15 protein-coding genes are annotated in these 19,824 nt (G+C 73.1%); 11 read left to right on the forward strand and 4 right to left on the reverse strand.

Going from position 1 to position 19,824, the window contains the following annotated elements; translation table 11 throughout:
- From Cba03nite_RS17860 to Cba03nite_RS17875, 4 genes are all read left to right on the forward strand, one after another.
- The gene (locus Cba03nite_RS17860; RefSeq protein ID WP_203747158.1) at positions 1-891 is read left to right on the forward strand and encodes a DUF58 domain-containing protein; all 891 of its coding nucleotides are present in this window, start codon (positions 1-3) and stop codon (positions 889-891) included.
- The gene (locus Cba03nite_RS17865; RefSeq protein ID WP_203747160.1) at positions 888-1,844 is read left to right on the forward strand and encodes a VWA domain-containing protein; all 957 of its coding nucleotides are present in this window, start codon (positions 888-890) and stop codon (positions 1,842-1,844) included. Before Cba03nite_RS17860 ends, Cba03nite_RS17865 begins: the two co-directional genes overlap by 4 nt.
- A complete protein-coding gene (locus Cba03nite_RS17870; RefSeq protein WP_203747162.1) occupies positions 1,844-2,890 on the forward strand; it encodes a VWA domain-containing protein in 1,047 nt (348 codons plus the stop codon). The genes Cba03nite_RS17865 and Cba03nite_RS17870 overlap by 1 nt, the downstream gene beginning before the upstream one ends.
- 62 nt (positions 2,891-2,952) lie before the next feature.
- Complete coding sequence (locus tag Cba03nite_RS17875) at positions 2,953-3,675, forward strand: hypothetical protein (protein WP_203747164.1); 723 nt, start codon at positions 2,953-2,955, stop codon at positions 3,673-3,675.
- Positions 3,676-3,833: 158 nt separating this feature from the next.
- On the opposite strand, the gene Cba03nite_RS17880 is transcribed toward Cba03nite_RS17875, so the two are convergent.
- Positions 3,834-5,159, reverse strand: a complete 1,326-nt coding sequence (locus tag Cba03nite_RS17880) for a ThuA domain-containing protein (protein WP_239125825.1) — start codon at positions 5,157-5,159, stop codon at positions 3,834-3,836.
- A gap of 169 nt (positions 5,160-5,328) precedes the next feature.
- Here Cba03nite_RS17880 and Cba03nite_RS17885 point away from each other — a divergent pair, with 169 nt between their 5' ends.
- The 6 genes from Cba03nite_RS17885 to Cba03nite_RS17910 all read left to right on the forward strand — a co-directional run bounded on the left by Cba03nite_RS17885 (position 5,329) and on the right by Cba03nite_RS17910 (position 13,320).
- Complete coding sequence (locus Cba03nite_RS17885) at positions 5,329-5,625, forward strand: hypothetical protein (protein WP_203747167.1); 297 nt, start codon at positions 5,329-5,331, stop codon at positions 5,623-5,625.
- Complete coding sequence (locus tag Cba03nite_RS17890) at positions 5,622-6,023, forward strand: hypothetical protein (RefSeq protein WP_203747169.1); 402 nt, start codon at positions 5,622-5,624, stop codon at positions 6,021-6,023. The genes Cba03nite_RS17885 and Cba03nite_RS17890 overlap by 4 nt, the downstream gene beginning before the upstream one ends.
- A 364-nt stretch (positions 6,024-6,387) precedes the next feature.
- Positions 6,388-7,422 carry a LacI family DNA-binding transcriptional regulator gene (locus Cba03nite_RS17895; protein WP_203747171.1) on the forward strand — a complete coding sequence of 345 codons (1,035 nt, stop codon included), beginning with the start codon at positions 6,388-6,390 and terminating at the stop codon, positions 7,420-7,422.
- Between the two features lie 132 nt (positions 7,423-7,554).
- Positions 7,555-10,473 carry an extracellular solute-binding protein gene (locus Cba03nite_RS17900; protein WP_239125826.1) on the forward strand — a complete coding sequence of 973 codons (2,919 nt, stop codon included), beginning with the start codon at positions 7,555-7,557 and terminating at the stop codon, positions 10,471-10,473.
- A 186-nt stretch (positions 10,474-10,659) separates the two neighbouring features.
- Positions 10,660-12,312 (forward strand): beta-1,3-glucanase family protein, encoded by a 1,653-nt coding sequence (locus Cba03nite_RS17905; RefSeq protein ID WP_203747173.1) that lies wholly within the window; start codon positions 10,660-10,662, stop codon positions 12,310-12,312.
- Between the two features lie 141 nt (positions 12,313-12,453).
- The gene (locus Cba03nite_RS17910; RefSeq protein ID WP_203747175.1) at positions 12,454-13,320 is read left to right on the forward strand and encodes an aldo/keto reductase; all 867 of its coding nucleotides are present in this window, start codon (positions 12,454-12,456) and stop codon (positions 13,318-13,320) included.
- Positions 13,321-13,470: 150 nt separating this feature from the next.
- Here Cba03nite_RS17910 and Cba03nite_RS17915 read toward each other — a convergent pair whose 3' ends face one another.
- Together Cba03nite_RS17915 and Cba03nite_RS17920 are read right to left on the reverse strand one after the other, a co-directional pair.
- Complete coding sequence (locus Cba03nite_RS17915; protein WP_203747177.1) at positions 13,471-14,163, reverse strand: alpha/beta fold hydrolase; 693 nt, start codon at positions 14,161-14,163, stop codon at positions 13,471-13,473.
- Positions 14,164-14,209: 46 nt separating this feature from the next.
- On the reverse strand, positions 14,210-16,918 hold the full coding sequence (locus Cba03nite_RS17920; RefSeq protein ID WP_203747179.1) for a tetratricopeptide repeat protein: 2,709 nt from the start codon (positions 16,916-16,918) through the stop codon (positions 14,210-14,212).
- Between the two features lie 290 nt (positions 16,919-17,208).
- Between Cba03nite_RS17920 and Cba03nite_RS17925 the strand changes: the two genes are divergently transcribed.
- The gene (locus Cba03nite_RS17925; RefSeq protein ID WP_203747181.1) at positions 17,209-17,466 is read left to right on the forward strand and encodes a hypothetical protein; all 258 of its coding nucleotides are present in this window, start codon (positions 17,209-17,211) and stop codon (positions 17,464-17,466) included.
- Between the two features lie 116 nt (positions 17,467-17,582).
- Here the strand turns inward: Cba03nite_RS17925 and Cba03nite_RS17930 are convergent, their stop codons facing one another.
- Positions 17,583-19,616: a putative bifunctional diguanylate cyclase/phosphodiesterase gene (locus tag Cba03nite_RS17930; RefSeq protein WP_203747184.1), complete on the reverse strand. Its 2,034-nt coding sequence runs from the start codon at positions 19,614-19,616 to the stop codon at positions 17,583-17,585.
- Positions 19,617-19,824 lie beyond the last annotated feature (208 nt).

The raw sequence follows: 19,824 nt of genomic DNA on the forward strand, positions 1-19,824 counted from the left end.
ATGACGGCGGCCTCCGACCGGCTGCTGCGGCGCCTGGAGTGGCAGGTGCTGCGGCGTCTCGACGGGCGCCTGCAGGGCGGGCACCGCACGGTGTGGCGCGGGGTCGGCATCGACTTCGCGGACCTGCGCGCGTACACGCCCGAGGACGACGTACGGCACATCGACTGGAACGTCACGGCGCGCATGGACGAGCCGTTCGTGCGGCAGTACACCGAGGACCGTGAGCTGACCGCGTGGCTGGTGCTGGACCGCTCGGCCTCGATGCGGGTCGGCGGCGGCGACGCGCCGGGCAAGGAGTCTGTGCTGACGGAACTGGCGATCTGCCTGGCCCGGCTGCTGTCGCAGCACGGCAACCGGGTGGGCGCGATCCTGTACGACAACCGGCACCAGAAGGTGATCCCGCCCCGGGCCGGGCGCAACCAGATCCTGCGGCTGGCGCACGAGCTGGACCGGCCGGTCCCCGCCGACGGGCACGGCGCCACGACCGACCTGGCGGCGATGCTGCGGCTGGCGGCGACCACGTCGCGGCGGCGGTCGCTGTTCCTGGTGCTGTCGGACTTCATCGGCGAGCCGGGCTGGGAGCGGGCGCTGACGTTGCTCGCCCACCGGCACGAGGTCGTGGCGGTGCGCATCGTCGACCCGGCCGAGCTGCGCCTGCCCGACCTGGGCCTGGTGATCATCGAGGACGCGGAGACGGGTGAGCAGCTGCTCGTCGACACCGGCGATCCGCTGCTGCGCAGGCGCTTCCGGGCGCAGGCGCGGGAGCGGGAGGCGGCGCTGGACGGCGCGGTGACCCGGGCGGGCGCGGTGGCGCACCGGGTCACCACCGACACCGACCTGGTCGACGCCCTGGTGGGCATGGTGCACCGGTCCCGGCGGAGGCCCCGATGACGGTGATGTATCCGCCCCTGCTGGTCTTCGGCCTGCTGCTCAGCGCCGGCCTGATCGCCGGGTACGTGCTGCTGCGCCGCTCGCGCGCGAACGCGCCCCGGGCGACGGCGACGGGCCGGTCGGGGCTGCGCCGGCACCTGCCGTACGCGCTGATGCTGGCGGCGCTGCCGCTGCTGCTCGCGGGGCTGTCCCGGCCGCAGGCGGAGCTGCCGGTGCCCCGGGTGTCCGGCACGGTGGTGCTGGTCTTCGACGTGTCCAACAGCATGGCCGCCGAGGACGTGGCACCGAACCGGCTGGCCGCCGCGCAGACCGCGGCGAACGCGTTCGTGGAGGCCCAGCCGGACACCGTCGACATCGGCGTGGTGATGTTCGGGCAGGGCGGGCTGCTCACCCAGGCCCCGACCGACGACCGGCGCTCGGTGCAGGCGGCGATCTCCCGCCTGACGCCCAGCGGCGGCACGTCGCTGCGGCAGGCGATCCTGACCGCGCTGGGCGCGATCGTCGGCGAGCCGGTGGACCTGCCCGCCGAGGACGCGACCGAGCTGCCCGACCTGGGCTACTGGGGTTCGGCCACGATCGTGGTGTTCTCCGACGGGCAGGACGACGCGCCCGCCGACGCCGAGGCGGCGGCGATGCTCGCCGCCGGGGCCGGGGTGAGGATCGAGACGGTCGGCGTCGGCACGGTCGAGGGCACCACCGTCGAGGTCGACGGCTACCAGGTCGCCACGGCGCTTGACGAGCAGCTGCTGACCGGGCTGGCCGCGGCGACCGGCGGCGAGTACCACCCGGCGCGCGACGCCGCGGCCCTGCACGACATCGGCGACGCGATCGACCTGCGCATCACCACCCAGCCCGAGCTGGTCGAGCTGACCGGCCCGCTCGCCGGGATCGCGCTCCTCCTGCTGACCCTCGGCGGACTGCTGATGATCCGCTGGTACGGAAGGATCGTCTGATGTCGCTCACCTGGCCGTGGGCGCTGGCCGCCCTGGTGGCGGCCCCCCTCCTGCTGCTCCTGCGCTGGTGGATGCTGAAGCGGCGGCGCAAACTCGCGGTGCGGGTGTCGAGCCTGGCGCTGATCCGGGCCGCGCTGCCCGGACCGAAGCGCTGGCAGCGGCACCTGCCGGTGGCCCTGTTCGTGCTCGCGCTGCTGGCGCTGGGCACGGCCGTGGCCCGGCCGCAGGCGTCGCTGCGGGTGCCGACGAGCAGCAGCTCGATCGTGCTGGCGCTGGACGTGTCGCAGTCGATGTGCTCGACCGACGTGCCGCCGAACCGGCTGACCGCGGCGCAGGAGGCGGCCCGCGAGTTCGTCCGGGCGCAGGACGGCGGGACGAAGATCGGGCTGGTCGCCTTCTCCGGCATCTCGGGCCTGCTGGTCGCGCCGACCACGGACCGCGACGCGCTGCTGGCCGCGATCGACGGCCTGAGCACCGCGCGGGGCACCGCGATCGGGCAGGCGATCCTGACCGCGATCGACGCGGTCGCCGAGATCAACCCCGAGGTCGTGCCGATCGGCGTCGACCTGGGCGAGACGACCCGGCCGGAGGGCGACGGATTCGTCCCGGACACCATCGTGGTGCTCACCGACGGCGCGAACACCCAGGGCGTGGACCCGGTGACCGCGGCCGAGCAGGCGGCGGGGCGCGGGCTGCGGGTGTACACCATCGGGTTCGGCACGACCGAGCCCGCGCCGATGGTGTGCAGCCCCGACCAGATCGGCAGCGGGGGCATGGGCACCCGGCCGGAGTGGCAGGGCCGGTTCGGCGGCGGGCGGCGCGCCCAGCTGATCGACGAGGACACGCTGGCCGCGGTGGCCGAGCTGACCGGCGGGGAGTACTTCCGGGCCGAGGACGCCGACCAGCTCAACGAGGTGCTGACCGACCTGCCGAGCACGATCGTCACGCAGGAGCGCGACGTCGAGGTGACCGTCTGGTTCGTGCTGGCCGGGGCGCTGCTGCTGATCGGCGCGGTCGGGTTGTCGCTGCGCTGGAACCGTTCCTGACCGCGACCGTCCAGGTGCGACGGTCTGGCGCGGCCGGGCTGTGATCGGCGAGGATGGGGCCCGTGTGGGACCTGACGATCAATCTGCTGGCGAGCGCCATCGCCGGCGCGGCGGTGTGGCTGACCCAGTACGCGCTGCGCCGGCGGCGGCTGCACCGGATGCGCACGTTCTTCGGGCTGGCCGCGGAGGCGCCGTGCGTGTTCTTCGTGTCGCGGCACGCGTCGTCGCCGCACCCGAACAGCGTGCACCGGGCGGACATGGGTGCGCTGCTGGAGCTGGCGGTCATCGCGCGTGACTGCGGCAGCCGCCCGCAGATCGCGTCGTTCGAGGACCGGCCGCTGGGCCTGGGCGAGCTGACCGAGTTCAGCGTGGGCGGGCCGACGTTCAACCCGCGCACCGAGAGCCACCTGCGGCGGATGCTGCCGGGCGTGGACGTCAGCGGGACCAGCCCGAGACCGCTCACGTTCACCATCGGCGGCCAGGTGTACGAGTGCAAGCCGGGGCGCGTCGAGTACGTGCTGGTGGCTCGGGTGTTCGGGCCGAACGGCGGGCGGCCGGTGTTCGTGCTGTGCGGGCAGACCGCGCTGTCGAACCAGGCCGGGGCACGGCACCTGCGGGCGGAGTACGCGCAGCTCGGCAAGACCTACGGCGACCGCCCGTTCAGCCTGATGCTGCGGGTGGTGGACACCGACGCGTACGGCCCCGCCGTCGTCGACCAGATCACCGACGTCACCGCCGACGCCACCACTCCCCTGCCGCAGCCCCAGGAGCCCGCCGCCGCTTGATCATCCGACTTGCCTGGCACCTGGGCGTACCCGCACTCATGATTCGCCCACCTGCCAGGCAAGTTGGACGATCAAGCCGTCCCCGGCCACGATCTCGGGGTAGTGGGTCGGGTGCCGGGCTCCCACCGCGTCGTGGCGGGAGCCCGGCTTTTGCCGGGTCAGGGCTGCTGGACCAGGCGGAACGACTGGGCGCCGGTGCCGTTGCAGGTGTACTGCACGAGCTGGACGCTGTCGGCGGTGGACGCGGCGGGCACGTCCAGGCACTTGCCGCTGTTGCGGTTGACCAGGTGATACCAGCCGCTGCCCTCGGCGACCGGGAGCCACTGCTGGTTGTTGCCGGCGCTGTAGGTCCACAGCTGGATCGGCGCGTTGTCGGCGGTGGACACGTTGGTCACGTCCAGCGACCGGGTCGCGTTGAGCCGGATGTTCACCCGGGTGTACCCGCCGCTGGTGGGCTGGAACTGGTACTGCTGCGCCTGCGAGTTGTTGCAGGTGTACTGCTGGATGGCGGTGCCGTTGGCGGACCCGGCGGCGCGCGCGTCGACGCACTTGCCGCTGGTCTTGTTGACGACGCTGTACCAGGCGGTGGGCGAGATCGGCCCGGTGGGCGCCGACGGCGAGGGCGAGGCGGGCACGCTCGGGCTGGGGTTGGCCGTCGCGCCGCCCAGCCACAGCAGGCCGTCGATCAGCCAGCGGTTCTGCGTCTCGCTGGCGAACGTCGAGGACAGCCGGGTGTTGGTGTTGTAGTTCATCGCGTTGTGGCCGAAGTTGGCGTACAGCATCCGGTAGTCGCGGTTGGTCCAGATGATCGGGTGGTAGCCGCTGTACCAGGTCTGGTTCGGGTCGGTGCCGACCGGGTAGGACGCCGGGTCGATCGACGCCAGGATGTCGATCCTGGGGTTCTGCCGCAGGTCGTTGCGCCAGGAGTACCACTCGCTGACCGCGGAGCCGAACGTCGCGGGCAGCCGGACCGTGGACGGGTGGGTGCGGTTCTCGGTGCGCAGGGTGACCGCGGTCGGCCCCCAGGTGTTCGACACGAACGCGCCGGTGCCCAGGAACGTGTTGTAGTACCAGCTCCACGTGTTCGGGTCGGTGTTGAACGCGGTGACGTGGAAGCCCATCCACGCGCCGCCGTTGCTCATGTACTGCTGGAACGCCGCGCGCCGGTCCGCGGGCGGGGCGTCGTCCAGGAACATGATCACCTTGTACTGGGCCAGGTGCGTGGCGTTGAGCCGGCTCCAGTCGGTGGTCGCCTCCCAGGTGAAGTTGTTCTGCGCCGCAGCCTGCGGGAACCAGGTCAGCGCCTCCTTGTCGAAGTCGATGTGGGCGGCGTCCCAGGTGCCGTTGTAGAAGGCGAGCACCTTGAAGGCGGGCGCGGCCTGCGCCGGGCGCTGTCCGGCGACCAGGCCGGTGGCCAGCACGGCGAGCAGCGCGACGGCGGCGGCCAGCCACCAGCGCACGGCGGGCAGGATGGATCGAGACACGACGTGTCCTCCGTTTCGTCATGACGTGGCAAGACGGGTCCTGCCCCACCAGGCGAGACCTGGAAGAAACCGTCCGGTAAACATTCTTAACTGACGATGGACCAATAGGCAAGACGGTTCACCTAATGGCCGGCTTCCCGCTCGTTTAATAAATGAGTACGCTGCTTTTATGAATAGCGAGCCCGTGGACCCTCCGGAGACCACTGAACGGCGGGTCAAGTCCTACAGCCTGCCCACCGAGCTGGCCGAATACGTTGAGCGCAAGGCCGGCCGCCGGGGCGCCTCGGCCTACATCAGCAACCTGATCGCGGCCGACCGGCACCGGGACCTCGTCCGCCAGGAGCTCGCCGAGTTCGGGTACACCGGCGACCTGGCGATCACCGACGAAGGCCGCGCCCGCGCCCGCCGGCGCCTCGACCGGCACGCCGCGAGCAAGGCGGCCCGGTCCGGCCGGCAGGCCGCGTGAACGTCGGGCTCGTCTTCGACACCAGCGCGCTGCTCGCCCACGTCCGCCCGGAACGGCTCTCGGCGGGCGAACTCATCGGCGAGGTCGCCGAGAACGGCGACCTCGTGGGCGTACCCGTGCTCGCCGTGCTGGACGCCCTGGCGCAGCTCAAGCAGGACGACCGTGCCCGGCTGGAGCGGCTGGTCGGCGGCGACAGCCACACGATCGCCGTACTCCCCCTCACCGCCGACGACGTGCTGGAGGTCCACCGGGTGGCCTCGCTCATCGCCGGTGGCTGGGGAGCCGCCCAGGCGGTGGTCACGGCCAACCGGCGCGAGGTGCTGCTCGCCACGACCATGCCTGCCGACCTCGGCATCGGCGTGGTCATCCACGCCGACGACGTGGACGTCCTTTCCTGAGCGGGCGTGGGTCCGGAAGCGCTTCCAGTCATGGCGCCTCCGCAATCGCGCCGCCGTCCGCCCCCTGGCCGAACCCTGGATGAACATCACCCGATCCGACATTCACCAATGTGGACGGCGGCGTTACACTGGACTGGAAGCGCTCCCGGGAGTCCGGCGACAGAGGGCAGTCGCCGGCCAGAGGTCCGGGTGGCACGCGCACGCCTCCAGCGGCGATCGACGCGGGGAATGCGGTGCACGGATCCGGCGATGCCGCCCGTGACCCCCCGGGAGCGCTTCCAAATTGATCCGCGTACGGGCCGCGGGTCCCCGCACCGCGGGTCAACCTGTGCCCACCGCGCCCAAGAGGAGACACGACCACCCCATGGGGACCCCCCAACCGTCACGGCAACCCACATTGGACGAGGTAGCAGCCCTGGCCGGGGTCTCCCGGTCCGCCGCGTCCCGGGTGATCAACAATGCCCCGCACGTGAGCCGGGCCAAGCGCGAGGCCGTCGAGCGCGCCATCGCCGAGCTGGGCTACGTGCCCAACCCGACCGCGCGGGCCCTGGCCACCAGCCAGGTCGGCTCGGTCGTGTTCGCGATGCCCAACGACGACCCGGCCGCCTTCGGCGACCCGTTCTTCGCCCAGGTGGTACGCGGGGTCAGCGCCGAGCTGGCCAAGACCGACCTGGAGCTGATGCTGGTCGCGGCCCCGTCCCCGCACGGCCGGGACCGGCTGCGCCGCCTGGTGCGGGCGCGCCGCGCCGACGGCGTGATGCTGATGGCCCTCAGCGGCGACGACCCGCTCGCCCACCTGCCCGAGGAGACCGGCATCCCGGTGGTCTTCGGCGGCCGCCCGCTGCACGTGCAGCCCCGCTGGTACGTCGACGTCGACAACCGGGCCAGCGCCCGCCTCGCCGTCGAGCACCTGCTGCGCACCGGCCACCGCCGCATCGCGACGATCACCGGCCCGCTGGACACCGACGTGGCGACCGCGCGCCACCACGGCTTCCGTGATGCGATGGCCGAGGCGGGGCTGCCCGCCGACCGCGTCGCGGCCGGCGACTTCACCGAGACCGGCGGGGCGGCAGCGATGACCCGGCTGCTGGACGCGTTCCCGGATCTGGACGCGGTGTTCGCGGCCAACGACGACATGGCCGCGGGCGCGCTGCGGGTGCTGCGGGCGCACGGCCGCGACGTGCCGGGCGACGTCGGCGTGATCGGGTTCGACGACCTGCCCGCCGCACTGCACACCGACCCGCAGCTCACCACGATCCATCAGCCGATCGAGGCGCTGGGCCGGGAGATGGCGCGGATGCTGGTCGCGCTGCTGGCCGGGGAGCGGCCCTGCCCGATCATCCTCCCGGCCCGGCTGGTGGAGCGCGACTCCGTCCGCGCCCGCCCGCTGACCGGCTGAAAAGGACGGACGGGCCGATGTCGGACCGGTGTTCCAGACTATGACGCGTATGCGGCTCCAGGGGTACGGCGGTGGAGCCGCGTCGCTATCCTTACGGCTCGTAGTCAACGATCTTCACTTTCAGGAGGGCGGATGTCCGGTTCGGCCGATGCTCCGACGCCGAACGTCGCGCCCCTGACGGCCCACGATCCCCGGGCCGCCGGGCCGTACCGGCTGCTCGGCCGGCTGGGCCAGGGCGGGCAGGGCGTCGTCTACCTCGGCGTGGACGGCGACGAGCGGCGGGTGGCGGTCAAGATGCTCAGCATCGACCTGCGCCAGGACGCTCGCGCGCGGGCCCGCTTCGCCAAGGAGATCGCCGCCGCGCAGCGCGTGGCGACGTTCTGCACCGCGCAGGTGCTGGAGGCCGAGCTCGACGCCGAGCCGCCGTACGTGGTCAGCGAGTACATCGAGGGCATGACGCTGCACAGGCACGTGCGCGGCAACGGGCCGCTGTCCGGCAACGCGCTCTACCGCCTGGCCGTGGGCACCGCGACCGCGCTGGCCGCGATCCACCAGGCCGGGGTGGTGCACTGCGACTTCAAGCCGGACAACGTGATCCTCGGCGGGGACGGCCCGCGCGTCATCGACTTCGGCATCGCCCGCGCGCTCGGCTCGGAGACGATGACCGGCAACGTGATGGGCACCGTGCCGTACATGGCGCCGGAGCGCTTCAGCAACGTCGACGTCGGCCCGAGCTGCGACGTGTTCGGCTGGGCGGCGACCATGGCGTTCGCATCCTCGGGCCGGGGCCCGTTCGGGCACGACTCGATGGCGACCGTGATGGCGCGGGTGCTGCACGAGGAGCCGGACCTGAGCAACCTGTCGGGGCCGCTGCTGGGCCTGGTGCAGGAGTGCCTGGCCAAGGACCAGCACGCCCGCCCGACCGCCGAGCAGGTGCTGCTGCGGCTGCTGGGCCACGGGGCGGTGCCGCTGAACGCCGCGCTGCGCGAGGGCAGCGACGCCGCGACCGCCGTGGCCGTGCCCGCGCCGCCGCCGACCCTTCCGGCGAGCCCGCCCACGATCACCGCACAGCCGGTCTCCCCCGCCCCGCCGACGCAGACCGCGCCGCGACTGCCGGTGGACCCGCGCACCGCTGCCGCCACGGCGGCCGACCCGCGCCGGACCGCGCCCGACTTCGGCGCCGTCACCCCGCCGGTGCCGCCGACCCGCCAGGACGTGGCCGGTCCGGGCACCACGGCCGGCCCGACGGTGCCCGCGCCGCGCGGTCCCGAGCCGGTCGGCCCGCAGCCGCCGCGCCGCCGTCGCCGCTGGCCGGTCGCGGTCGCCGCGCTGCTCACCGTGGCGTTGGCCGCGGGCGGTTACCTGTACGGGCGCTACGGCGGCGGCTTCGGCCCGACGGACTGCGTACGCCTGGACGTGGTCTCCTCCACGGAGAAGAACGTGCAGGTCGAGAAGCTGGCCCGGCGCTACAACGACAGCGGCCGGTCCTACGGCGGCGAGTGCGCGCAGATCAGCGTGCACGGCCTGACCTCCGGCCAGGCGATGGAGGCGCTCGCCGGAAACTGGGCCGAGGTCGCGGGCAACCGCATCCCCGAGCCGCAGGTCTGGCTGCCGACCTCGACGCTGTGGACCGGGCAGCTGGAGCTGCTGGACCGGGCGAACAAGCGCGCCCCGCAGACGCCGGGCGGCGCCGAGTTCCCGTCGATCGCCAACAGCCCGCTGGTCATCGCGATGCCCGCGGCGAAGGCGGCGCAGGTGAAGCAGCGCGGCCCGCTGGGCTGGGGCGACATCCTGGGCATGTCGGGCGAGCAGGGCTGGGCGTCGTTCGGGAAGCCGGAGTGGGGCCGGTTCACCTTCGGCAAGGACAACCCGAACCTGTCCACCTCGGGCCTGGCGGCCACGATCGCGGCGTACTACGCGGCGTCGAACAGCTCCAGCGACCTGACCGAGGCCGACATCCGCAACTCCGACGTGACCCGGTTCGTGCGGCGGATCGAGGCCAACGTGTCGCACTACAGCGACGACGTGGTCGATCTGCTGCGCTCGCTGGCGGCCGTCGACCTGTCCACGGTGGAGGGCGCCGCCGCGTCCGACCTGAGCGCGATCGTGACCCAGGAGGAGCTGGTCTACCTCTACAACCAGGGCGAGCTGAGCCCCACCCCGGGTAAGAAGCCGAACGAGCCGCTCGTCGCGCTCTACCCGAAGGAGGGCACGTTCAACCTGGACCACCCGTACGTGGTGCTGCCCCGGGCGAGCGCCGAGCAGAAGCGCGGCGCCGCGGACTTCCTGGCGTTCCTGCAGGAGCCCGCGCAGCAGGCGGAGTTCGAGGCGATCGGCTTCCGCAACCACGAGATGGTGGCTTCGAAGGACCTCATCGCGACGGTCGGCGGCCAGGAGGCGGCGCAGAAGTACTTCGAGCCGCCCGCACCGGGGGTGGTGCAGGCGATCAAGGCGAACTGGGCGACGCTGCGCAAGAAGGCCAACATCCTGATGGCGGTGGACGTCTCCGGTTCGATGACGGCCAATCAGGTCAACGGGCGCACCCGGCTGGAGGTGGCCGTCGAGGCGGCCTCGGACGGCATCGCGCTGCTCAACAGCGAGGACCGGGTGGGGCTGTGGGCGTTCTCGTCCCGGCAGGGCGGTGACCGGCTGCCCTACCGGGTGCAGCATCCGCTGTCGAAGCTGGACACGGCCGCGTACACGGCCAAGCTGCGGGCCATGAAGCCGGGCGGGCAGACCGCGCTCTACGCCACGGTGCGCGCCGCGCACGACTACATGCTCGCCAACTACGACCGCACCCGGGTCAACGCGGTGGTCGTGCTGACCGACGGCGAGAACGAGTACCCGGCCGACAACGACCTCAACAAGCTGCTGAAGGACATCGCGCTGGACCCGGACAAGCCGGTGAAGGTGTTCTGCATCGCGTTCGACAAGGCCTCCGACCTGAAGACGCTGCAGGCCATCGCGAAGGCGAGCGCCGGCAAGACCTTCAACGCGCAGGACCCGACCATGCTCGACGAGACGTTCGTGAAGCTGCTCAGCAGCTTCTGACCAGCAGTGGCACAGCGGGACGCCCACGTCCATTGACGGTGGGCGTTTCGTGGCCGTAACGTGAGAGCGCTCTCTGGACGAGAGCGCTCTCGCAGCCGGGCCCGCTGCGAGCAGCGAACACCCGCCCGGCAAGCCCACCGGGCGGCGCCCTGAACCCCGTCCCACTCCCGGAAGCGAGGGCTCTTCATGCGTACCCGAAAGAGGGTCTGCGGCGCGATAGCCGCACTGGCGCTGGCCGTGCCCGCGGCCGTCGCCGCGTCCGCGGCGCCCGCCGCGGCGATCGGACCCGATCCGCTCCCCGTCACCATCACCAACAACACCGGCCGCAGCGAGGCCGTCTGGGTCTACGTCATCGGCATCCAGCTCAGCAGCGGCCGGCTCGGCTACGTCAACGCGGCCGGCGCGTTCACGCCGTGGACCGGCGGGCAGCTCCCGCCCTCTCCCGCGCCCGACGTGGCGATCGCCGGTCCGGGCAACGGCGGCAGCACCACGGTCCGGTTCCCGCGCGGCTTCTCCGGCCGGGCGTACTTCTCCATGGGTGAGAAGCTCAAGTTCTTCCTCACCCCCGACGGCCTGGTGCAGCCCGCGCCGTGGGCGTCCGGCGACCCGAACTACAACATCCTGTTCGACTGGAGCGAGTTCACCTACAACGACGCGGGCCTGTGGCTCAACAGCTCGCAGGTGGACATGTTCGCCATCCCGCACGCGGTCACCGTGACCGGAGCGTCCGGCGCCACCAAGCGCACCGGCGACGTCGTCTCCAACGGCCGCAACAACGTGATCAACCAGATCAAGGCGCAGTCCGGCTGGGCGAACACCGTCTACACCCGCTCCGACGGCACCGTGCTGCGGGTGCTGGCACCGGGCAAGGCCGCCGGGGCCGGGCTGTTCAGCACCACGTACCTGGACGGCTACATCACCTCGGCGTGGAACGCGTACACGAGCAAGACGCTGACCGTGGTGCCGTTCACCGACCAGCCCAACACCCGCTACTTCGGGCGCACCAGCGGCAACGTCATGAACTTCACCAACAGCGCGGGCCAGCAGGTCGCCTCGTTCAACAAGCCGACCAGCGCCCACGTGTGGGGCTGCGACGGCAACCTGCAGGCGCCCAACGACCTGGTCGTCGGCCCGATCGCGCGTACGCTGTGCGCCGCGCTCAACCGCGGCACGCTCGGCACGATCGACACCCAGCCGAGCACCAACGCGGCGCAGTTCTACCAGAACAGCCCGACCAACCAGTACGCCAAGATCATCCACGCGAACATGGCCGACGGCAAGGCGTACGCGTTCGCGTTCGACGACGTCGGCGCGTTCGAGTCGCTGGTGCACGACGGCGACCCGCGCTCGGCGAGCATCATCCTGAGCCCGTTCGGGTCGGGCGGCACGCCCGGCGGTCCCATCTCGTCGACCACCTGGTACAGCGTGGTCAACAAGACCAGCAACAAGTGCGTGGACGCGCGCTCGTCGGGCACCGCCAACGGCACCGCGATCCAGCAGTACACCTGCAACAACAGCTACGCCCAGCAGTTCCGGTTCACCCCGACCAGCAACGGCTACGTACGGATCGAGAACCGCAACAACCCGGCGCAGGTCATCGACGTCAGCGGGGTGTCGACCGCCGACAACGCGGTGCTGCACCTGTGGGCGTACGGCGGCGGCAACAACCAGCAGTGGCTGCCCGTCTCCGAAGGCAGCGGGTACTACCACTTCACGGCGCGGCACAGCGGCAAGTGCGTCGACGTGCCCGCCGCCTCGACCGCCGACAGCGTCCAGCTCGTGCAGTACACCTGCAACGGCACGGGCGCGCAATCGTTCCGCCTGGTCGCGCAGCCCTGATCCAGCTCGCGCGGCCACGGGCCGTCCCGCCCCTGCCCGGGTGGGACGGCCCCCTCGCCTTCCGGAACCGCCGCGGGCGGCCATCCCGGCCGATACGCTGAACTGCGGGCCAGACTCCCCCGGACGAGGCGAGGAGCGAGGATGACCACGCAGACCCTTCCCGCGGCCGCCGCCGGCCGCTTCACCATCGGCGGCGACCTGGACGTCGCCCGGCTCGGGTACGGCGCGATGCAGCTGACCGGCCCCGGCATCTGGGGCGACCCGGCCGACCCGGACGAGGCGGTGCGCGTCCTGCGCCGCGCCGTCGAGCTGGGCGTCGACCTCATCGACACCGCCGACTCGTACGGCCCCTTCGTCAGCGAGCTGCTGATCAAGAAGGCGCTGCACCCGTACCCGGACGGGCTGGTCATCGCGACCAAGGCCGGGCTCACCCGCGCCGGGCCGGACGACTGGCGGCCCCTGGCCCGCCCGGAGTACCTCCGTCAGCAGTGCGAGCTGAGCCTGCGCCACCTGGGGCTGGAGCGGATCGACCTCTACCAGCTGCACCGCATCGACGCGAAGGTGCCGCTGGAGGACCAGGTCGGCGAGCTGGTGCTGCTCCAGCAGGAGGGCAAGATCCGGCACATCGGGCTGTCCGAGGTGTCCGTCGAGCAGATCGAGCAGTGCCGCAGGCTCGCCACCATCGTGAGCGTGCAGAACCTGTACAACATCGCCAACCGCAGCGCCGAGGACGTGCTCAGCCACTGCGAGAAGGAGAACCTGGGCTTCATCCCGTGGTTCCCGATCGCGACCGGTGAGCTGGCCCGGCCCGGCGGCCCGCTGGCCACGGCCGCCGAGCAGCACGGCGCGTCCCCGGCCCAGCTGGCGCTGGCGTGGCTGCTGCGCCGCTCGCCGGTGATGCTGCCGATCCCCGGCACCTCCAGGGTGTCCCACCTGGAGGAGAACGTCGCCGCCGCCGAGATCCGCCTCACCGACGAGGAGTTCCAGGCCCTCGCCGACGCGGTCTGAACGCCCCGCCGCCCGGCCGGGTGGGCTGCAGTTTCAGGGAAACCGCAGCCCACCCGGCTGCGTTGACTGCGGTTTCCCCGAAACTGCAGCCCGTCCGGCGGGGGGGACGTGCGGGTTCCCGGTGGGTGCGGATCTCGGTGGGGTACGGGGTCAGCGGGTGGCCGCGCGGTCGGCGATGTCGCTGAGGATCTCGGCCAGGTCGGCCGGGCGCGTCCACATCGGCCAGTGGCTCGTCGGCAGGTCCAGGTAGGTGACGTCGCGCAGGTCGGCGAGGCCGGCCAGCCAGGGCACACCGTCGGCGACCCCGGCCTTGATCTCGGCGGCCGTCATCGACGTGCAGATCACCGTGCTCGGGACGTCCAGCCGGGCGTCGTTCACAGCCCGGGGCGGTGCTTCGCGCAGCGCCGCGCCGGGCTCGGGCACCGCGCGCTCACGGAACACCGCCAGCTGCTCCGGGCTGAGCCCGGCGAAGTCGTCGGCGGGCAGCGGCTGCTCGACGCCGTCGAAGCCCGCGTCGAGCGCGGCGGTCGCCGGACCGGAGTCGACGTAGACCATCGCCGCGATCAGGCCGGGCAGCCGGTCGGTCACGGCGTAGCCGGGGACCCCGGCGCCGGAGTGCACCGCGAGCAGCACCGGCTCGCCCGCAGCCTGCACGGCGTCGCAGATCGCGTCGATGTGGTCGGCGAGGCCGACCCCGGCCCGGTCGGCGTGTGCCGACTCCAGACCGGGCAGCGTGAGCGCGGTGACGTCGTGCCCGTCGGCACGCAGCCGGGCGGCGACGTCGTCCCAGGCCCAGGCGCCGAGCCAGAAGCCGGGCACGAGGATGATCGGTGCGGATGCCATGAGGCCGACCCTAGGCGCGGCCCCCGACATCCGGCCGGAGCCCGCGTCAGGCCTCGCCGCGCCAGCTGTCGAGCTGCGCCGCGACCTCGCGGGTGCGGGGATGGGTGTCGCCGACGGCCTCCCGCATGTCCCGCAGGAGCACGGTCAGCTCCGCGTACGCCCCGGCCGGATCGCCCGCGCGGTGGCGCAGCTCGGCGAGCTGCTGGCGGGTGCGCAGGGCGCGCGGGTGGACCGGGCTCATCACCTCGGCGATGACCGCGTGCAGCGCACCGAGCTCGGACATGCCGCGCTCCGGGTCGCCGGCCAGGCCGCGCCAGTAGGCGAGGTTGGCCTGAACGGTCAGCGTCGTCGGGTGCCGGGGCCCGATCGCCCGCACGGCGTCCTCGGCGGCGATCGTGAACTCCGCCACGGCGAGGTCGTGCCGCCCGGTGAGGCCGCGCCAGTAGGCGAGGTTGTGCCGCGCCATCAGCGTGTCATGGTGCAGCGGCCCGACCGCGGCCGCGAGCCCCGTCACCGCCCGCTGGTAGGTGACCACGGCCTGCTCGGCGTCGCCGCTCTCGCCGATCCAGCGGCCCACGAAGTCGAGCAGGTTGAGGGTCTCCAGGTGGTCCGGGCCGAGCCTGGCCTCCGACTCGGCGGCGAGCTGGGCGAACGCGTCGCGCGCGGCCGCCGGGTCGCCGCCCAGCCCGAAGGTGAGCGCGACGTAGCGCCGGGTGGCCAGGGTGAGCGGATGCACGTCACCGAGCAGCCGGGCGGCATCGCGGGACAGCACGCTCAGCTCCTCCCGGGCGCCGGGCGGGTCGCCCAGGTCGAGGCGCTGCCTGGCGAGGTGCAGGCGGATCTGGAGTGTGTCGGCGTCGTCGTCGCCGAGCAGAAGCCGGGCGTCGGCGAGCAGCGCCCGCAGCTCGGCGCGGGCGCCGGCCGCGTCACCGAGATCGCCCTGCGTCTCGGCGACCTGGGTGCGCAGCACCAGCACGTCGCGGTGTTCCTCGCCGAGCCGGGCGCGGGCCTCGCGGAGCAGGTCCTGGACCGCGCCGAGGGCGGCGGTGGCGCGGCCGACCCGGTTGAGGTGCTCGCCGATGCGGCGCAGCACGGGGTGCAGGCCGCCGTGCCACAGGTGCTCCCCGGCCTCGCGGCGCACCGTCTCGATGCTGTCGTACAGCGCCGCCGGGTCCACCCCGGCGATCCAGGCCTGCTCCAGCGCGTCCGCGGCGGCGCGGGCCAGGCGGGGCAGCTCCGGCTCGGGCACGGCCTCGCGGACGGCCCGCTGCACCAGCGCGTGCATGGCGATGGCGGCGTCGGCGTGGGTGAGCAGGCTGAGCCGGTGCAGGGCGCGCAGCGCGGCGGACGCCTCGCGGCGGGTGCCGCCGAGCCAGGCGCAGGCCGCCTCACCGAGCAGCACCTGCTCGGGCACGCCCGCGGGGGCTAGCAGCGCGGCCAGTTCGAGCAGACGCTGCGCGGTGCCCGGTTTGGCCAGCGCCGCCGCCCGCTGCGCGGCCAGCTGCCAGGTCCCGGCGACGGTGCGGGCGTGGCCGTCGGCCGGTGACGACGCCGGGAACAGGTCGGCCAGCCGTTCCCGCCGGTCGGCCAGCAGCCGCCGGTAGTCCGCGAGTGAGGTGCCCGTGTCGATGAGATACGCCGCCGCCTGCGACAGGGCGAGCGGGAAGTGACCCAGGGCGGCGGCGAGTCCGGCCAGCTCGGCGTCGGGTCCGGTCGGTGCGGCGTCAGGGTCGCCGACCGGGTCGCCATCGGGGTCGCGGCGCAGCTCGGCGCCGGATGCGGCCGACACGATGCCGGGACCGTCCCCGCCCGCTACTTGGTCCGCAGCCAGGCGGCTGCGGAGGTAGGCGGCCGATTCGGCCGGGGTGAACATGCCGACCTGGATCAGCCGGGACTCCGGCCGGAGCAGGACCGCGTCGCGGCGGCGGGTGGTCACCACGCAGCGGCCGGCGTCGCCGAGCGGCCACATGCCGTCCAGCTCGGCCGGGTCGTCGACGTCGTCGAGCACCAGCAGCCACGGCTGCGAGGCCGTGCGCAGCCAGGCGATGAGCAGGTCGGCCTGGGTCTCCTCGTCGTGACCGTAGCCGTCGGGCGATCCGGCGGGGCGGTCGTGGAGCCCGGCGGCAAGCGCGCGCCAGGTGCGGGCGTACCCGGTGAGCACGGACTGGCGCGACGATGCGCCGATCCAGGCGAACAGGCCGCCGCCGCCGCGTGCCCGGTGGAACGCCGCGGCGGCCAGCTGCGACTTGCCGGAGCCACCGGGACCGGTGAGGACGACCTGGCCCACGGCCGGGTCGCGCAGCGCCTCGTCGATCGCGTCGGCCAGGTCGGGGCGCGGCCGCAGCGACGCGGCGTCGCTGGGCGGCCGGCCGACGACCAGCTCCGCGGCGGGTGCGGTCGCGGTGGGGGTACGCGCCGGGGCCCGGTGCTCGTGCGCGGCCCGCCACAACCGGCGCCAGCCCTCCACCGACGGGCCCGGGGCACCGCCCGCCGCCGCCCCGCCCGCCGTCTCGACCGCGCGCACCAGCGCGAAGACCTGCTCGAAGTCCCGCGGCACGGAACGGCCGCTCAGCCACTCGCCGATCCGGCGCGCGTTCACGGAGACACGGCGGCCCGACGGCAGCGCGGTGGCGCTGGCCCGCCGGGCGAGCACCTCGTCGGACACGTCGGGCAGCCTGCCACGCAGCCTGATCAGCGCGGCCACGAACTCGGCCCGGGGGTCGGCGGGATCCTGGCCCTGCGGGGGCTGTGCCATGGCGTACGACTCCCTCCCCCCGGCCACCGTCCGAAAGCGATTCTAGGCGACCGGGCGGACGCCCTCCGGTCCCCGCAGCGGCCCGGAACGGGGGACTTCGCGGCGCCCGGTCTCCGCGCTCTGACCTGCTTGGACAGTCGGGGAGGGCCGGGCGGCGGCGGCCGGGCGAGGTGGTGCGTGCCTAACGTCGGCGCATCAGCGGGTGGGGAGGCAGCGGCCGGTGTAGGCGCCGGCCGCGCCGCACCCGGCGGAGGCGGATCGCCGGAGTGTCCGGCAGGAAAGGCGGGAGCATGCGCACCCTCGGCCAGGCGGACATCGATCGGCTGCGCCGGTCGCACCGGAACCTCATGATCTCACTGGCGCTGTCGCTGCCCGTGATCGCGGTGCTGACCGTGGCGATCATCATGGCGGGCATCAGCTTCCCGCTGTTCGGACCACTGCTCGGGGTCGGCATCGGCTGGCTGCTGCTCATCCCGCAGCGCCGCCTGCTGGACGAACTCGGCCTCACCAGCAAGGAGGCGAAGGAGATCCTCAAGGCCAATCGGTGAGCGGCGCCCAGTGGAGCCTGAAGCCGCTGACTGCCAGGCCGCCGGATGACGGCGACCGTGACCAAGTTAAGAAGGTGCCCTTCCTCTACGGAAAACGATAAGAAGGTGCCCTTCCTTTAGGGGGTGGGGGCGGGGATGCGGGAGGCGGCGGCGTCGGCGACGAGCTGTGGGATGGCTTCTGCCGGGAGGGCGGGCGCGAGCAGGTAGCCCTGCATGAGGGAGCAGCCGGCGGCGCGCAGGCGGTGGCGGGTGGGCGCGTCCTCGATGCCCTCGGCGACGGTGCGCAGGCCCAGGGTGCGGGCCAGCGTGACGACGGAGGAGACGATGGCGCTGTCGTGGCGGTTGGTGGTCATGCCGGACACGAACGAGCGGTCGATCTTGATCTCGTCGAGCGGGATCTCGCGCAGGTGCTGCAGCGAGGAGAAGCCGGTGCCGAAGTCGTCCAGGGCCAGGCCGACGCCGAGTTCGCGCAGCGCCTTGATGGTGGGCAGGGCGCGGGTCGGGTCGGCCATCAGGGCGCTCTCGGTGATCTCCAGCTGGAGCAGGTGCGGCGGCACGCGGTGCTCGGCCAGGCGGCTGCGCAGCCGCTCGACGAGATCGTCGCGCAGCAGGTCGCGGATGCTGACGTTCACGGAGGTGCGCAGGTTCAGCCCGGCCGCCTGCCAGCGGCCCGCCTGGGCCACGGCGTCGTCGACGATGCGGTCGGTGAGCTGGTGCATGACCGGGGTGTGCTCGACCATGGGGATCAGCGTGGCCGGGGACACCGGCTCGCCGTCGGGGCCGCGGTAGCGCAGCAGCGCCTCGACGCCGACGACGCGGCCGGTGATCAGGTCGGCCTGCGGCTGGTAGTGCAGGGTGATCGCCTCGCGGTCGTCGGTGACGAGCGCGTGGCGCACCTGGTCGAGCAGCTCTAGGCGCTGCGCGTGGCGGTCGGTGCCGGGCTGGTAGAGGGCGACCCCGGTGTTGTCGCGCTTGGCGTCGTACATGGCGATGTCGGCGTGGCGGAGCAGGGTGACGAAGTCGTCGCCGTGCTGCGGGCTGACCGCGACGCCGACGGCGGCGGCCACCTCGACCTCCAGGCCGCTGAGGCTGACGGGGCCGTTCACGGCCGCGCTGATGTGCTCGGCGGCACGCAGGGCGCAGCCGCTGTCGCGCTCGTCGAGCAGCACGGCGAACTCGTCGCCGCCCAGCCGCGCGGCGTAGGCGCCCTCGGGCAGCGCGGCGCGCAGGCGCTCGGCGAAGGCGGTGAGCAGCCGGTCGCCGGTGTCGTGGCCGAGGGCGTCGTTGACGTACTTGAAGCCGTCCAGATCCATGACGAGCAGCGCCGGGCCGCGGCGGCGGGCGGCCGGGACGGCCTGGCGGCGGGCGTACGCGGCCTGCAGGCCGGTGCGGTTGCCCAGCCCGGTGAGGTCGTCGGCGTGGGCGGCGCGGCGGCGCTCCTGGGACAGGCGGGCCATCCGCTGCACGGCGTAGAGCGGCATGATCACCAGTGGCACGAAGCCGAGGCTGACGTGGCCGGTGACGGCGAGCACGGGGCTGAGCATGGTCAGCGCGGTGACGTGCGCGGCGGGGTCGCGCAGCGCGGCCAGGCGGTAGCGCAGGCTGCCGGACGACGGGAGCGCGTCTGGTGCGGTGAGCAGCACGGCCAGGCCGTACACGACGGTGAAGGCGAGGGCCGCGAGCGCGACGGCGATGGTGTCGCTCGCCAGGTCGGCCAGCGAGCCGCCCTGGAACGGGTCCGGCTCGCCGATCAGCAGCACGAGGTAGGCGGCGCCGAACGCGACGGCGTAGCGGGCGCCGCTGAGCACGGCGTGCCGGATCCGCTGGCGGGCGCGGACCGCGATCACGGTGACGGCGAGCGCCTGGACGGCGATGGCGGGGCCGAGGTCCCAGCAGAGCAGGATCGCGAAGGTGAAGACGAGCGACGGGCTGACCACGACGCCGCGCAGCGGCCTGCCCACGGGCACGTAGGTGACCGCGGCGGCGGCCAGCGCGAGCGCGGACATGACCCAGAAGGGGGTCTTCTGCGCGGCGAGCGGCATCTGGCCCATCGTCAGCACGAAGAGTGTGAGCGCGATCATGGAAAGTGCCGTCGGCACGGCGGCCACGCGGCGCCACGCAGGCACCCCGACCACTGACAGCGGTGTCACGAAGCCCTCCTCCGGGTTCACGGCTGCGGGCAAATGAGCTGCCAGCCTAACCGACGAACCGGGGAAAGCGAGCAAATCACGCGTACCGGATGATGCACTGCACGTCGGGAATAACTGCGGCCAGCAGTAGCCGGCCCGACCGGCTCGGGCAGCACAGTCACCACCCATCCCCCTCGATGTATTCAAGATTATGGCTGGAGTGGTACGT

It is taken from the genome of Catellatospora bangladeshensis (genome assembly GCF_016862575.1).
Taxonomy (GTDB): Bacteria; Actinomycetota; Actinomycetes; order Mycobacteriales; family Micromonosporaceae; genus Catellatospora; species Catellatospora bangladeshensis.